This window comes from Streptomyces rectiverticillatus (genome assembly GCF_013394065.1).
Lineage (GTDB): Bacteria > Actinomycetota > Actinomycetes > Streptomycetales > Streptomycetaceae > Streptomyces > Streptomyces rectiverticillatus.
In genome coordinates, this window is record NZ_CP040752.1 from 7,245,454 (window position 1) to 7,259,988 (window position 14,535).

The 14,535-nt window shown below is 71.7% G+C and carries 14 protein-coding genes; 7 read left to right on the forward strand and 7 right to left on the reverse strand.

Going from position 1 to position 14,535, the window contains the following annotated elements; genetic code table 11:
* The first annotated feature begins 136 nt into the window (after positions 1–136).
* Genes FGW37_RS31355 through FGW37_RS31370 form a run of 4 tightly spaced genes read left to right on the forward strand, consistent with a single transcriptional unit; the run spans position 137 to position 4,795 of the window.
* On the forward strand, positions 137–1,417 hold the full coding sequence (locus tag FGW37_RS31355) for an aminotransferase class I/II-fold pyridoxal phosphate-dependent enzyme (protein WP_179084161.1): 1,281 nt from the start codon (positions 137–139) through the stop codon (positions 1,415–1,417).
* Entirely contained in the window at positions 1,414–2,592 is a 1,179-nt protein-coding gene (locus tag FGW37_RS31360) for a GNAT family N-acetyltransferase (protein WP_179084162.1), read from the forward strand. The genes FGW37_RS31355 and FGW37_RS31360 overlap by 4 nt, the downstream gene beginning before the upstream one ends.
* Complete coding sequence (locus FGW37_RS31365) at positions 2,589–3,527, forward strand: NAD-dependent epimerase/dehydratase family protein (RefSeq protein ID WP_179084163.1); 939 nt, start codon at positions 2,589–2,591, stop codon at positions 3,525–3,527. The genes FGW37_RS31360 and FGW37_RS31365 overlap by 4 nt, the downstream gene beginning before the upstream one ends.
* A complete protein-coding gene (locus FGW37_RS31370) occupies positions 3,524–4,795 on the forward strand; it encodes a condensation domain-containing protein (RefSeq protein WP_179084164.1) in 1,272 nt (423 codons plus the stop codon). The genes FGW37_RS31365 and FGW37_RS31370 overlap by 4 nt, the downstream gene beginning before the upstream one ends.
* A gap of 36 nt (positions 4,796–4,831) precedes the next feature.
* Here FGW37_RS31370 and FGW37_RS31375 read toward each other — a convergent pair whose 3' ends face one another.
* The 5 genes from FGW37_RS31375 to FGW37_RS31395 all read right to left on the reverse strand — a co-directional run bounded on the left by FGW37_RS31375 (position 4,832) and on the right by FGW37_RS31395 (position 8,853).
* Entirely contained in the window at positions 4,832–5,275 is a 444-nt protein-coding gene (locus FGW37_RS31375) for a CBS domain-containing protein (RefSeq protein WP_179084165.1), read from the reverse strand.
* Positions 5,276–5,361: 86 nt separating this feature from the next.
* Positions 5,362–5,664 carry a thiamine-binding protein gene (locus FGW37_RS31380; RefSeq protein ID WP_179084166.1) on the reverse strand — a complete coding sequence of 101 codons (303 nt, stop codon included), beginning with the start codon at positions 5,662–5,664 and terminating at the stop codon, positions 5,362–5,364.
* 67 nt (positions 5,665–5,731) lie between these two features.
* On the reverse strand, positions 5,732–6,883 hold the full coding sequence (locus FGW37_RS31385) for an MAB_1171c family putative transporter (RefSeq protein ID WP_179084167.1): 1,152 nt from the start codon (positions 6,881–6,883) through the stop codon (positions 5,732–5,734).
* A complete protein-coding gene (locus FGW37_RS31390; protein WP_179084168.1) occupies positions 6,868–7,233 on the reverse strand; it encodes a M48 family metalloprotease in 366 nt (121 codons plus the stop codon). Before FGW37_RS31390 ends, FGW37_RS31385 begins: the two co-directional genes overlap by 16 nt.
* A gap of 393 nt (positions 7,234–7,626) precedes the next feature.
* Positions 7,627–8,853: an FUSC family protein gene (locus FGW37_RS31395; protein ID WP_246430661.1), complete on the reverse strand. Its 1,227-nt coding sequence runs from the start codon at positions 8,851–8,853 to the stop codon at positions 7,627–7,629.
* Between the two features lie 107 nt (positions 8,854–8,960).
* On the opposite strand from FGW37_RS31395, the gene FGW37_RS31400 reads away from it, so the two are divergent.
* The gene (locus FGW37_RS31400; RefSeq protein WP_179084170.1) at positions 8,961–9,734 is read left to right on the forward strand and encodes an SDR family NAD(P)-dependent oxidoreductase; all 774 of its coding nucleotides are present in this window, start codon (positions 8,961–8,963) and stop codon (positions 9,732–9,734) included.
* Between the two features lie 123 nt (positions 9,735–9,857).
* On the opposite strand, the gene FGW37_RS31405 is transcribed toward FGW37_RS31400, so the two are convergent.
* Positions 9,858–11,102 carry a ScbA/BarX family gamma-butyrolactone biosynthesis protein gene (locus FGW37_RS31405; protein WP_179084171.1) on the reverse strand — a complete coding sequence of 415 codons (1,245 nt, stop codon included), beginning with the start codon at positions 11,100–11,102 and terminating at the stop codon, positions 9,858–9,860.
* 305 nt (positions 11,103–11,407) lie between these two features.
* Here FGW37_RS31405 and FGW37_RS31410 point away from each other — a divergent pair, with 305 nt between their 5' ends.
* On the forward strand, positions 11,408–12,073 hold the full coding sequence (locus FGW37_RS31410; protein WP_179084172.1) for a ScbR family autoregulator-binding transcription factor: 666 nt from the start codon (positions 11,408–11,410) through the stop codon (positions 12,071–12,073).
* Between the two features lie 509 nt (positions 12,074–12,582).
* Here FGW37_RS31410 and FGW37_RS31415 read toward each other — a convergent pair.
* Positions 12,583–13,260, reverse strand: coding sequence for a ScbR family autoregulator-binding transcription factor (locus FGW37_RS31415; RefSeq protein WP_179084173.1), 678 nt, complete (start codon positions 13,258–13,260; stop codon positions 12,583–12,585).
* A 526-nt stretch (positions 13,261–13,786) separates the two neighbouring features.
* On the opposite strand from FGW37_RS31415, the gene FGW37_RS31420 reads away from it, so the two are divergent.
* Positions 13,787–14,449, forward strand: coding sequence for a response regulator transcription factor (locus FGW37_RS31420; protein ID WP_343067211.1), 663 nt, complete (start codon positions 13,787–13,789; stop codon positions 14,447–14,449).
* Positions 14,450–14,535: the final 86 nt, after the last annotated feature.

The window sequence follows — 14,535 nt, forward strand, 5'->3', positions numbered from 1 at the left end:
GAAAGCGGCCCCGACGTCCTGGCTCCGCGCGTCCCCGCACGGCAGGCTGCAGGCGCACCACCCCCGCTCCTCCCGTGCCCCACCCCGTGCACGCGCCCCAGCTCCCTCCCGCCGACGGAATGAGCCCCACGCCCCCATGCCCGACAGCAACCGATCCGCCGACCTCTTCGACAAGCCCCTCAACTCCCCCTTCCTGCAAGCCGTCCACGCCACGCCGGTCCGCCCCTACTACCGCCCCCTCCACGCCCGCGACGGCGAAGCCCTCATGGACGGACGGCAGGTCGTGATGGCCGGCTGCAACGACTACCTCGGCCTGGCCACCGACCCCAGGGTCACCGCCGCCGCCGGCGCCGCCCTCCGCACCTACGGAGCCTCCTGCTCGGGCGCCCGCACGCTCAACGGCACCCTCCCGCTGCACGGCGAACTGGAGGCCGCCGTCGCCGACTTCCTCGGCACCGAGGACGCCGCCGTGGTCACCACGGGCTTCCAGGCCAACCTCGCCCTCGCGGCCCTCTTCGGCACCGGCGACGTCGTCCTCAGCGACAACGCCAACCACGCCTCGCTGATCGACGGCATCCGGCTGGGCGCCGCCCGCCGCCTCCGCTACCGCCACCGCGACCCCGTACACCTCGACCGGCTGCTCACCGACGCCGACCCCGCCGCCGCCAAGGCCGTCGTCACCGACGGCATGTTCTCCATGGACGGCGCCCTCGCCCCGCTGCCCGCCCTGACGGCCCTGGCCCGCCGCCACGGCGCCCGCACCATCGTCGACGGCGCCCACGACATCGGACTGCTGGGGCCCTCCGGACGCGGCGCCGCCGAGCACTTCGGCGTCCACGACCGGGTCGACCTCTTCACCGGCACGTTCTCCAAGTGCTTCGGCTCCACCGGGGGGTTCCTCGCCGGCCCCGCCCGCGTCATCACCTATCTGCGCTATGCAGCCCGGGCCGTCCTCTTCTCCGCCTCCATGCCCCCGCCCGCCCTCGCGGCCGCCGCGAGCGCCCTGGAGATCAGCATCGCCGAGCCCTGGCGGCGCCACCGCGTCCTGGCCCTCGCCGCCCGCCTCCGCGAGCGACTCGCCGGCCTCGGCTACGACACGGGCCCGGCGACCGCAACGGAAGAGACCGCCGCGGACCCCGCCGGACCGGTCATCGCCGTACGGGCCGGGGAGCCCGCCGCCTGCGTCGGGCTGTGGCAGCGCCTGCTCGACGCAGGCGTCTACACCAACCCCGTCGGACCCCCGGCCGTACCCGAAGGGTGCTGCATCATCCGCGTCACCCTCCAGGCGACCCACACCGACGCCCATGTCGACCGCATCACCGACGCCTTCGCGGCCGCCCGGCGTCTGCCGCCGGCCCCCGCCGTCCCCGTCCTGGCCCGCCCCCGTCAGGCCCCCGCCCCGGAGACCGCACGATGACCGACGTCACCATCACCCCCGTGCGGGGACGCGCCGCCACCACCGCCTTCATCCGGCTGCCCTACAGGCTCTACCGCCACGACCCCCACTGGGTCGCCCCTCTCGAGTACGAGCTGCGCGCCTGCCTCGACCCCCGCCGCAACCCCTTCCACTCCACCGGCACCGTCCAGCTCTTCATCGCCCACCGGGGGCCGGTCCTCCTCGGGCGCATCGCCGCCCACATCGACCCGCGCTACCAGCAGCGCCACCGGGCGGGCACCGGTCACATCGGCTTCTTCGAATCCACCGACGACCCGGCCGTCGCCGGTGCGCTGTTCACCGCCGCCGGCCGGTGGCTGGCCGAGCAGGGGGCCGACCGCATGCTGGGCCCCCTCAGCTTCACCACCAACGACGAATGCGGCCTGCTCGTCGACGGATTCGACGGCCCGCCCACCGTCCAGATGCCGCACAACCCCCCTTACTACTCCGAGCTGTTCACCGAACACGGCTTCACCAAGGCCAAGGACCTCCACACCTTCACCGGCCCCGTGCCACCGGACGGCGAGGCCCCCGCGGTCATCCGCCGTGCCGCCCGGCGCGCCCTGGCCGCCCCCGGCGTACGCGTGCGGCCCCTCGACCGCCGCCGCTACGACGAGGACCTCGCGGTCGTCCAGCGCATCTACAACGAGGCCTGGGCCGAGAACTACGCCTCCGTGCCCCTCACCGACGCCGAGTTCAGGCACCTCAGCCGCCGCCTCAAGCCCCTCCTCCAGCCCGGCCTGCTGCAGATCGCCGAAGTCGACGGCGAGCCCGCCGGCTTCACGCTCTGGCTCCCCGACGCCAACCAGGCGCTGGCCGCGGCCCGCGGCCGCCTCACCACCTGGGGCCTGCCCCTCGGATTCGTCCGGGCCGGCCTCGCGCGCCGCCGCATCACCCGCACCCGCGCCTCCACCTCCGGCATCACCAAGGAACACCGCGGGCGAGGGCTGATGGCCGCCCTCTTCTGCCGGGCCCAGGAGGCCGCCGCGCGCCTCGGATACACCGAGAACGAGTACTCCTGGATCCTGGAGGACAACCAGGACGCCGCCCGCTACGCCCGGGCCATGGGCGCCGTCCACACCCGCACCCACCGCCTCTACCACCGCGCCCTCGCCGCCGCCCCCGCCCCTTCTCCCGCTCCGGACGCCGCCCGATGAGATACGCCGTCACCGGCGCCACCGGATTCATCGGCACCCGCCTCGTCGCGCACCTCACCGCGCTCGGCCACGACGTCACCGCGCTCGTACGCGACCCCCGGCGCCCCGTCCCCGGCACGCGCACCGAGACCGTCGACCTCGTCACCGGTACCGGGCTGCGCCGGGCCACGGCCGATGCCGACGTCGTCGTCCACCTCGCCGCCCTCACCCACGCCGCCGACCTCCAGGCCCTCACCACCGTCAACACCGGAGGCACACGGCGCCTGGTGGCCGCCCTGGCCGCTCAGCCCCACCCGCCCCGCCTCGTCTACTGCTCCTCACTGGCCGCGAGCGGCCCCGGGCGGCTGCGTCACGAGAACGACCCACCGGCTCCCGTCTCCGCCTACGGCCGCAGCAAACTCGGCGGCGAACAGGCCCTGCGGGAGGCCGACACCCGCCTGCCCGCCCTCACCGTGCGCCCCCCGATCGTCTACGGGCCGGGCGACCGCCACTTCCTGCCTCACCTGGCCGCGGCCGCCAGGACGGGACTGCTCCCCGCCGTCGGCCGCCGCGGCCCCCGCCGCTACTCCCTGCTGCACGTCGACGACCTGTGCCGGGCCCTGCTCGCCGCCGCCGAATCCGGCACGCCGGGCGCGGTCTACCACGCAGGAGACGGCACGGAGCACCTCTGGAGCGACATCGGCGCGGCCGTCGCCGCAGCCATGGGCCGTCGCCCGCCCCGGGTGGTGCACCTCCCCGTCCCCCTGGCCCTGGCCGCCGCCCGCACCCTGGGCCGCACCGGCATCCTCAACCCGGACAAGGTCGGCGAGGCCCGGCACCCCTCCTGGACCACCGCACCCGGCTCCATCCCTTCGTTCACCCCCCGCATCACCTGGCCCGACGGACTCCGCAGCATCCTGAGTCCCGCACCCCTCGACTTCCGGAGCAGCACATGACCGTGCGCCGACGCCTCTCCCCGTACGAACGCGTGGTCTGGGCGGCGGGTGAGGCACTGCCCGCCACCGTCGTCGCCGCCGTTCACGTGGAGGGAGCGACGACCCCCGCCCGGCTGCGGCACGCCCTGGCCGCCGTCCGCGACCGGCATCCCCTCCTCGGCGCCCGCGTGGAGCGCACCGGCCCCTGGCGGGCGTGGCTCACGACCCGCGACGTGCCCGAAACGCCCCTGCGCGTGGTGGGTGCCGGCGCCGGACGGTCCCTCACCCGCGTGATGGAGGAGGAGCTTCAACGTCCGTTCACCCCCGCCAGCGGCCCCCTGGCACGGTTCGTCCTCGTCGACGGAGGGACGTCGTTCGACCTGCTCGCCGCCTTCCACCACGTCGTGGCTGACGGCCACTCCGCCGCCATCGTGATCCGCGACATCCTCGAGCACCTGGCCGCACCAGCAGCGGAACAGCAGGTGGTCGCCGCGCCCTCCGCGGACGTCCTCCTCCCCGGGCCCCGCGTGCGCCCCTCCGACCTCGTCAAGCTCTCCCGGTCCCTGCGCATCCCCGGCCAGGCCACCGGACCGGCCCGGGCCTGCGGCCCCGCCACACCGCTGACCTGCCGCACCTGGACGATGGGTAAGGCGGAGACCAGCGCGCTGCTCGAGCGCTGCCGCGCCGAGCGGACCACCGTCCACGGAGCCCTCTGCACGGCCTTCGCCCGCGCCCGGCGGGCCTCCGGGCCCGCCCGCATCGCCGTCGCGGCGGACCTGCGCCGCATCCTGGTGCCCGCGCCCCAGGAGTCCGTCGGCCTCTACGCCGCCAGCTTCGTCCTCCCCGTCGACCCGGAACCTCAGGACGGCTTCTGGAACCGGGCCCGCGACGTGAAGGAACGCCTGCACCGTCGCCTGCACCCGGAGGAACTGCGTCCCCTCGTGGCCGGTTTCCGGCTGATGCCCCTGCCCCACCGGATGCTCACTGCGCTGCTCCACCGCAGTGAGCAGAAGGGCGCGCGCTTCGACGTGGCGCTGAGCAACGTCCGCATGTCCATCCCGGACACGTACGGAGATCTGCGCCTGACCGCCTTCCACGGCGTGGCCCACACCACGCTCTCCGGCGCCCCGGTGGTCATCCTGATCGGTCTGGGCGGCCGGCTGTTCCTCAGCGTCACCTCCACCGACCCCGATGCGGCAGGCCTGTGCGAGAGGGCGATGGCCCACCTCAGGGCGGCAGTGGCACCCACGGCCACCGGGACGCTCGCGCTGGCACGCCCCGAGAGCTAGCGGGTGCCCGCCCTCGAACCACCGTGATGCGGGCGGTCAGTGCGCGCCCGCGTACACCCGCGAAGCGAACTCCGCGATCTGCTTGTCGGAGAGGTTCTGCGCGAGGTTGGCCTCCGAGATCATGCCGACGAGGCGGTGGCCGTTCTGCACATCGATCACCGGCAGCCGCTTGATCTGGTGCTGCTCCATGGACTCCAGGGCGTCCGTCGCGCTCGCGTCCGCGTCGATCCAGTGCAGCTCCCCGCCGAGCGAGCCCGCCTCCACACTCGCCGGATCCACACCGTCGGCCACGCACTGGATGACGATGTCCCGGTCGGTGACCAGGCCCTGGAGCCTGTCGTCGTCACCGCAGATGGGCAGCGCGCCCACGTGCAGCTCGCGCATCATCTTCGCCGCGTCCTGCAGCGATTCGTGCTCGCCGACGCACTTCGCGCCCGCCGTCATGATGTCGCGGGCCTTGAGCGGCTTGTTGCGTGCCATGATCGCTCCTCCCGTCGTGGCCGGTTTTCCTTTCTCCATCCTCCATCGCAACACGGATGGCCCCCCGACGCCATGCGCGCGCACGCTCACTGCCCGCGGTCGGCCATGTGCTGTTCGAACATGCTGATCTTTCCGTCCAGCATGCCGGGCTTCCCGGGCCACAGATCGGCCTTCAGGACCAGCTGGACCCGTGGCGCCCTCGCGGCGACGGCCTCCGTGGCCCGCCGGACGACGTCCATGACCTCCTCCCACTCGCCCTCGATCATGGTGTACATGGAATCCGAGCGGTACGGCAGCCCGGATTCGCGGATGATTCTCACGGCGTCGGCGATCTCGTCGGGAAAGCTCTCTCCGACGCCGACGGGGGTCAGGGTGAAGGCGATGAGCACGGTGGTCCGCCGTCCTTTCTCTTCTGTCTCTTCTCTAACTCTTCATCTCATTTGCCCGCGGGTCATCTCATTTGCCCGCGGGCTGCGGGGCGGTCGTGGTCGCGTGATAGGCGGACGCGACGAGCAGGAGACGGTCGATCTCGTGGGTCAGGCTGCGCGCCGAGGACTCGTCCGCGTCCCGGTCCGTGGGCCCCGTGAGGTTCGCCGTCTGGGCATGGGGCTTGTGGCCGTCGTGCTTGTTCCGCAGGGCGGCCGTGAGCCAGGACGCCGTGATGTGCGCCTCCACCAGGTGTTCCGGCAGGGACTGCCGCCCCACGCTCTGACGGATGGATTCGAGCGTGGCCGGCGGAATGTAGTTGCGCAGGACGATCATCGCGTCACGGATCTCGATGACCCGGCGGTAGAGCCGCAGCTGGAGGGGGACGGCCGCCGCGCCGATGCGGTTCGCCGGGCGCAGGACGACGTCCGGCGTGTGCGTGGTCAGGTCCTGCCACAGCTGTTCCAGGCCCCGGTAGGACTTTCGGTACTGCAGGTGGGTCCGGATCCGCGCGAACACCGGAAGCGCCACTCCGAGCGCCATGAACGCCGCCTCGACACCGGTCACGGGCGAGAACAGCGGCGCGAACACCGGTGAACGCGTAGACAGGTAGACGAGTTTGAGCGACCACAGCACGGAGGCCAGCAGGATGCCGGTGCCGAACAGGCGCAGCCCGTAGCGCAGGAGGCGCGGCGTGCCGTGCCGGCCGTAACTCCAGCACACGAATCCGCAGAAGGTGTCGGCCGTGAGGTGGAAGGCGAAGAACACCCACCAGTAAGCGTCCGGCACGCTCGCCGTGCTCCGGGACGGCGCGATCTGATTGCGCGCGTGCGCCGGCCCCAGCACGTCCAGCAGCACGAGGGCGGCCATGACGGCGACCGCCGTGCCGAACAGCAGGTGCGTGCGGCGATGGCGACCGGCCGCCCCGTGGATGAACCACAGGACCGCCGCCGCATCGACGATGCTGAACAGATGGGTGGTCAGATCCACCCAGTGCGCCCCGGGGACGATGCGCGCGAGCACGGCCGTCACGGGTTCGAGGTGCATGGACATCGCCAGGGCGATCATGACGACGGCGAACCACAGGGGCCGCTGCTCCCGGTGCCGGACGGCCTGCGGGGCCCTGACGACCGCCGCCGACCACAGGGCGGCGATGCCCGCGTTCTCTATCCAGGTGAGCACGAAGCCCCCGCAGGACGGCCCACCCGCAGGCCCATCGCCGATTCCAGGCCGCCGAGCATCCCCGACAGCAGCGTCGGCGCCGGCACCCGCCCGGCCGCCTCCAGGATCAGGGTGGCGATCATCTCCGCCTCCTGCTCCTGCTCGTCGCCGTAGCGGATCCGCGGCAGGACCCGGCGCACCGAGCGGGGATCGGTGATGTCGAGATGGCGGTGGAGCCGGGTGTCGTCGAGCGCGGAGCGGTGGTTGCACACCAGATGCCCGATCTCGTGGACGATGATGTGCTCCTGGTGCAACGGGCTGGTCTGCCCGTCGTAGAGGATGAAGTCCTGAGTCTCGACGGACAGCAGCATTCCCGACGGAGTCCCGGGGACGGTCGGTGTGGGCAGTGCCAGTAGACGCAGCGGCCGATCGCGTTCGGCCGCAAGGGCTTCGCACAGGTCCTGTGCGGAGAAAGGGTCCGGCACAGGAATCCGGCCGATCACCTTCTGGCATCGGCGGCGCAGATGCCTCCAGTGCATCTCAGTCGCTTCTCCCGCGGTCGTAGGGACGGGCGGGCACATGACCCGGTAGCCGCGCCGGGTCATCGCGGCCCCCCGGAGCCGGTGGTGGGCGGGCAGGCCCGCACGGCATGCTTCAAGGCGGTCAATGGCAGTACCACGAGCCCCCCTCGCACATATGCCCAAGCCGCCTGCGATCGTAGATCGCCGCGCCGCGTCACGCCAGGGTTGCGGAACGTCGCCGGGCTACTTGAGCGTGCTGCGACGCCCGTAGCGACTCTTGCGGAGCCGCTCGGCGACGCGGTGCAGGCGCGGATAGCGCTCGCGCTGCTCCCGGGAGTGGCGGTCGAGCTCCTGCGTCAGCCGCTCGGTGCGCTTCTCCACGTCGAGCTCGTCGAGGATGCGGTCGATCTCCGCGAGCAGCGCTCCGTGCAGCTGCCACTGCCGGGGATGCAGCTGCACCTGGCGCAGGAGGAGGTCCGCGGCGCGGTCACGGGTCCTGCGGGCGGCGTCGAGTTCGCGCGTGAGGTTCTCCTCGGCGTGTTCGGCGCTGGTGGTGACGTGCGTCGTGATGACGATGGCGAAGTGCTCGACCGCCAGGGCCATGTTCGTGAAGACCTTCCGGAGCGCGGCGGCGGTCTCTTCGGGGAAGAGCGATTCCTCCCTGCGGTGGGTCGCGAGGTCGGTGAGGGTCCGGCAGGTCACGCGCAGCACCACCGCGGTGATTTCGAGTGCGTCCAGCCCGGTGCGCAGCACGACCCGGTAGAGGAGCCCCTCCTTCACACGCGGATTGAGGCGGAGACTGTCCTCGGCCTGCCGCAGCGAGGCGTCCACCTGGACGATGTCGTGGTCGAGGCGCCGGGCCGCGTGCAGCCGGGCCGCGGCCTCCTCCACGGGGATGTGGCCGCTGATCTCCTCACCGATGTCCTGCAAGAGGTGGCGCATCCGGCGGGCGAGGTCCTCGATGGCCTCCCCCGCGGGCTGCACCCACACCGGGGGGACGAGCAGGACGTTGAACAGCAGCCCGACGCCCGCGCCGATCAGGGTCTCCAGCACCCGGCCCCAGGCCGTCTCCGCGACCTGCGCCACCCCGAGGACGAGCATCGCGCTGATCGCGACCTCGGGGACGAACTCGCCCGCCTTCACGAACCGCCCGATGACGAGGGAGGCCAGGATGATCAGCCCGAGGCTCCACCACGACAGCCCGACCAGCACGCTGAAGCCGATCGCGATCAGGACGCCGGCCACCACGGAATTGACCCGGCGGACCCCCGTGGTGAGCGTGGCGTACAGGGTGACCTGGACGACCAGCAGCGCGGTGAGCGGCGCGGTCAGCGGGGCCGGCTCGTTGCTCAGCCACAGCGCCACGACATAGGCGATCACCGCGGCTGCGGTGGACCGGACCGTCTGCACGACCGCGGGTTCCCTGCCGCGCCTCACCAGCATCGTCAGGGGGTCACGAAGCCCGGGCACATCGGGGTTCCTTCCCCTTCCCGCCCGCCTGCGAGCCATCCGATGCGCCACTCGGGTGGCGGGAGGGGCCGACCGGGTCTGCGCAGCGGGATGGCAGGATTCCCGCCATGACTGAACATCAGGGTTTTCTTGCCGGTAAGTGCATTCTGGTGACGGGGGCGAGCAGCGGTATCGGTGCTGCCGCAGCGAAGGTGTTCGCGCGCGAGGGCGCCGCGGTGGTGCTGACGGCGCGCCGGGAAGAGCGCCTGGCGGTGCTGTGCGAGGAGATCCGCGGGGGCGGTGGCGACGCCGCGTTCGTCGTGGGCGACATACGGGACGAGGGGGATGCGCGCCGGGCGGTGGAATTCGCGGTGGAGCGGCACGGGCGCCTCGACGCCGCGTTCAACAACGCCGGAATCGGGTGGGACCAGGAGCCGATGCACCTGATGAAGGACGACGCCTATGACGCGATCATGGATACGAACGTGCGGGGCGTCTGGAACGTGATGCGGCACGAACTCGCGGCCATGGTGGAGGCCGGGTCGGGCGGATCCGTCGTCAACAACAGCAGCGTCGCCGGGATGGTGGCGATACCCGCCGCCGCGCCGTACATCGCGTCGAAGCACGCGGTGATCGGCCTGACGAAGGCGGCGGCGGCCGAGTACGCGCCGCACGGCATCCGGGTGAACACGGTCGCGCCGGGGACGACGCGGAGCGAGATCATCGCCGGCTGGTTCGAGCGGAACCCGCACATCGAGCCGGAGCTCCACCGTTTGACGCCGCAGGGGCGCACGGCCGAGCCGGCCGAGATCGCGGAGGCTGCGGCCTGGCTGTGCAGCGACCGGGCGTCGTTCGTGACGGGAGCGGTGCTGCCCGTGGACGGCGGATTCACGATGGTGTGACGCTGCACGGCGGTGTGACGCGGGCGGAGCCCGGCGGCCTGATCCGGCTGCCGGGCTCCGCCCGTGATTCCGCTGTGGTGCGCCTTGCCTTGCCTTGCTCGCCTCGCCCCCGTCCCCGTCCCGTCAGGCGACGGGTGCGGGAGCGGTGTGCGTGGTGGTGAAGACGGGCTGGTCGTTCTGGAGCCCGACCGTCGTGTGGGTGACGGTGTGCGAGGTCGTACGGGTCTCGGTCGTGACGGTGAGGGGGGCGTCGAACTCCGCGTACCGGTGGAACGTGGTGTGCGTGGTGGTGGGCTGGGGGCGGTAGCCGGTGCCCGCGGTGTCCGGGGCGCAGGCGCACGGGCCCGTGTCCGTGTCTGTGTCCGCGTCCGTGTCCGCGTCCGTGCCTGCGGTGACGGCCTCGGTGACCGGTGCGGTGACGGTGTACGCGGCCTGGTTGGCGGCCTCGATGAGCACGAGTCCGGGGACGTGGTCGACGGCGTGGTCGTAGAGGACGGTGTTGTCGAAGGTGTGGCGCAGCTGCCAGGTGCGGGGCTGTGCCGTGGGGGTGAGCACGACCTCGTCGGGCGTGGTGCGGCCGACCTGCACGGGCGGGAGCGGCGGCGTGACGGGCGGCAGCGTCGTGGGCGGCCGGTGGTACGCACCCCGGAGGCGGCGGTAGACCATGGGCGGAATCCACTCGAAGTCGGTCTCGCCCGTGGCGAGAACGGTCTCGGAGTCCGCGTCGCCCGCGTCGCCGGAGCCGGAGCCGGCGGCGGTGACGGTCATGTGGAGGTGGAGGGCGGTGGTGCGCTTGTTGCGCGTCGTGGTGGGAGTGGCCGTGATGTTGATGTGCAGCGGCGTCGCCCGGTGGGTGTCGACGGCGGCGTCGGTGTTGAGGGTGTAGGAGAAGGTACGCAGGAGAGTGGCGTGGTCCAGCGGGGCCGCGTAGGCGGTGTGGGCGAGGAAGAGACCTGCCTGGCGAATGGTCTGGGCGACGGCGAGGGTCTCGTAGTGGGTGCCGTGGCCGGGTATGCGATGGGCCGTGTGGGCGGGCCAGACCGCGGAGACGGTGTAATGGGTGGCGTCCTGCTGCTCGCAGCCGGTCAGGTACACGGCGTCGTCGAAGCTGAGGTGGACCAGTTCCTTGGCGATGCGGCCGCTGGCGCCGGCCCCGGGGCCGGCGCCAGCGGCGTCGGCACCGTTGCCGGCACCGTTGCCGGTCCGCGAGTCTTCGGCGCTAAGGTCTGCGGCTGAGGTGCGGAGCCGGCCGGACGCGTCGATCTGATCGGCCTGCAGCCGGACGTTCCGGCACGGGACGGCCCCGTCGGCGTGCTGCGGGGTGCTCTCGTCGGCACGGGGAGCGGGGCTGAGCAGGATCTGAGACACGTCTCTCCTCTAAGTGGATTCGTGCGTCCCGGTGGTTAGCCGGCTCGGTGATAAGATACGTACTATCCGGTTTGCTTTTGGGTGAGTGGCAGGGTATGGAGCCGACCGCCCGGTGGAGCCGGGTGAGAAAGACCCCGGATTCGCCGCACCGGGGGCGGACCGCAGGTTCCGCCGGTGCGCCGGTGTCGTCGTGCTTGCTCAGGCCGTTGTCCGCGGGCCCCGCCCGGCTCGTCCGGCTGTGCCCGGCGATCCTGCCGGGTGAGCGGTCTTGTAGCGGTTGGCTGTCGGTGATTGGGAGGTAATCAATGGCGAAGCAGGCACGGGCGATTCATACGCGCCGTCTCATTCTCGAGGCGGCGGGCGAGGTCTTCGACGAGTACGGATACGAGTCGGCGACGATCGCGGAGATCCTCGGGCGCGCGGGCGTGACCAAGGGTGCGCTGTACTTCCACTTCGCCTCCAAGGAGGAGCTGGCGCGTGGCGTCCTCAGTGAGGCGTTGACGACCGAGGGCGTCATGCCCCAGGAGTCGCGCCTTCAGGAGTGGGTGGACGTCGGCATGGTGCTGGCGCACCGGCTGCCCAGGGAGCCCCTGCTGAGCGCCGCGATCCGGCTGTCGGCCGACCGTAAGGCACGGGACCTGTTCGGTACGTCCTGGCCCGGGTGGATCTCCTTCATCGCGGGGCAGCTGGCCGCGGCGAAGGAGCAGGGGGAGCTGCTGCCGCACGTCGACGCGGACCGGATCGCCGTGCTGTTCGTGAGCGCCTGGACGGGCGTCGAGGTCCTCTCGACGGCGCTGGACGGGGGCGACTCCCTGGAGGACCGGGTCGCGCTGCTCTACGACACGATCCTGCCGGGCATCGCGGTGCCGGGTGCGCTGCGGGCGCTGGACACGGCCCCCGACCGCGGGACGCGGGTCTGGGACGCGCACCAGGCCCAGCGCGAGCAGGAAGCGGCATCCGCCGCGTCGTAACGACCGAGGCGGTTCCCCGGCGGTGAGGCCGGGTGGGCAGGAGATGTGCGGGCGGCGGGCTGTGCAGGACCGCTGCCGCATGGAGGGCCGGCCCTCCGCGCTGCCACGGATGACGACGTCCACGCTTCCCCCTGTGTTTGTGGCCGATGCCGGCGCGGGCGCTTGGTGCCGATGGACACGAGCCCCCCTCGTCACTCCCGGCACGGCATCGAAAGGCTGTCCCGGAGCCGCTGCTCGTGACAGCGGGGCCTCGGGTGATCCGACGTCAGGGACGCTAACAAACCGGCCATCCTGTTTGTCAAGGCTCGACGGGAATCCCATACTCATCCGGTGACCTGGGTGAACGCTCCAGCGGGAAGGCGACCGGGCGCAGTTGGAGGAGAAACCGCATGGTTGGTTTCTCTATTCCCCCAAGGGAACGGCAAAGGCCCGCAACGTGCATTGCGGGCCTGGTGGTTGGTTGCGCGGTCGTGACTGCTGTGCTCCGTCCGAAGGGGCGCCGCGGGAGCTCAGCCGCGGAGCGCGTCGGCCCCGGCGGACCGGTCGGCGGTGCTGCCGGTCGCATTGATGACGGATTCCGTACCGGCGGGCTGCAGTTGGGTCAGCGCCTTGGGCGTCGCCAGCTGCGGCAGCAGAGTGTGCCAGAGACCGGTGAGGGTGTGGCGTGAGAGCCAGCTGCGGTCGTGCCGCGCCAGGGCCTCGAAGCCGGCGGTCGCCCCCACGATCGCGGCGGTCAGCTCCTCCCGCACGGCTTGCGGCGGCGTCTGTCCGTGGGTCGCGGACCGTTCCAGCGTGCGGCGTACGCACTCAAGCCATTCCTGGCGCAGATTCGTCTCGGAGTGGTGCGCGGTGCGGCAGTTGAGGTGGAAGCCTGCGCGCACCACGACGTCCCATCGCAGCTGCTGGGCGATGACGTGCGACGAGTCGACGAGCGCCTGCAAGGGGGAGGGGCTCTTGCGGTGGGCGTGCCGGGCCAGGGCGTGCAGGGTCCGGGCGGCTTCGGACTCCACGGCCGCGGCCATGGCCGCCTTGGTGTCGAAGTGGAAGTGCAGGGCGCCCGAGCTCACCCCGGCGCCGGCGCTGATGCCGGCGAGCTTCGCGCGGGTGTAGCCGAACTGGTCGAAGGCCTGGGCTGCGGAGCGGATCAATGCGTGCCGGGTGTTCATGGCCCGTTCTTGCTTCGTCACCGGCAACTCCTGGGGGACAACGTCATGGGGCACGTCATGCGCCACATGAAACCAACTAACTGGTTTTATTTCTACTGGCGCTGTCCGGTATGGGTGTTAAGTGAAATATCTGGCGCCGGGAAGCCCCCACGGGCCGTGCCTCCCACGTTGCGCACCGTACTGATCGGCGGTGTGGCGCAAGGGCTCACCTTCTTGCGGATGCCGGTAAATCGGCCTACTGGGGGGCAAGTTGCTTTAATTTTTCCGCCTGCGTCCTTCATTCGCGACCGAAATGCGACTTCTGTTGGTGAAGGTGCCGTCTCGCCCTATTAGCGCTTTGACAAACCGACAGCCCGGTTTGTAATGTCGCGGCGAACGGTTGTCCGCGGCGCCGTCGCCGCGCGAACGTGCAGGAGCAGCGATGGATCAGCAGGTCAGCAGCCTTCTCGATGCGCACCCGGGGGAAGCGCCCCGGCGCCGTGTGCCCAGGCCGAGGGCCGGGCATCCTGCAGAACGGGCCCCGGCCCTGACACGGCCGGGCGAAACCTTGCGGATCCTCGTCGTCGACAGCGATACCCGAGCCGCCGAGACGCTTGCCCGGAGACTGCAGCGCCACGGCTGCGAGACCTTCTCCGTCGCCACCGGGGAGGCCGCCCTAGCCGAGTACCGTTCGGCCGACCTGGTGCTGCTGGATCCGGAACTGCCCGATTTGGACGGCCTGGAGGTCTGCCGGGCCGTGAGAGCCGCCAGCGAGGTTCCCATCATCGCGGTGACCGCCCTGGCCGGAGAGCTCGACCGGGTCCTCGGCCTGCAGGCCGGTGCCGACGACTACGTCGTCGAGCCCTACGGCTTCCGCGAACTGATGGCCCGTATCGAGGCGGTCATGCGCCGTGCGCGCCCCGCAGCGCGCCCCGCGGCGGAGGTCATCACCAGCGGGCCGCTGACCATCGACCCCGACCTGCGCGAAGTGCGCCTCGGGGGACGCCGGATCGACGTCACCCGCAAGGAATTCGACCTGCTCCACCTGCTGGCCTCCCGCCCCGAGAAGGTCGTCTCCCGCAAACAGCTCATGACCCAGGTGTGGGACGACCGGTGGTCCCGGCCCGGCCGGACCATCGACACCCACGTCAGCAGCCTGCGGGGCAAGCTCGGGTCCGCCGGCTGGATCATCACCGTCCGCGGCGTCGGCTTCCGCTTCGGGCACGCCTGAGCCCGCCCCTCCCGCACACGAGTGCCTCGTCGATCACCACTCGACCGCTCTCTGATTGAGTCTGCCGACATCCGATGACTTCCGAT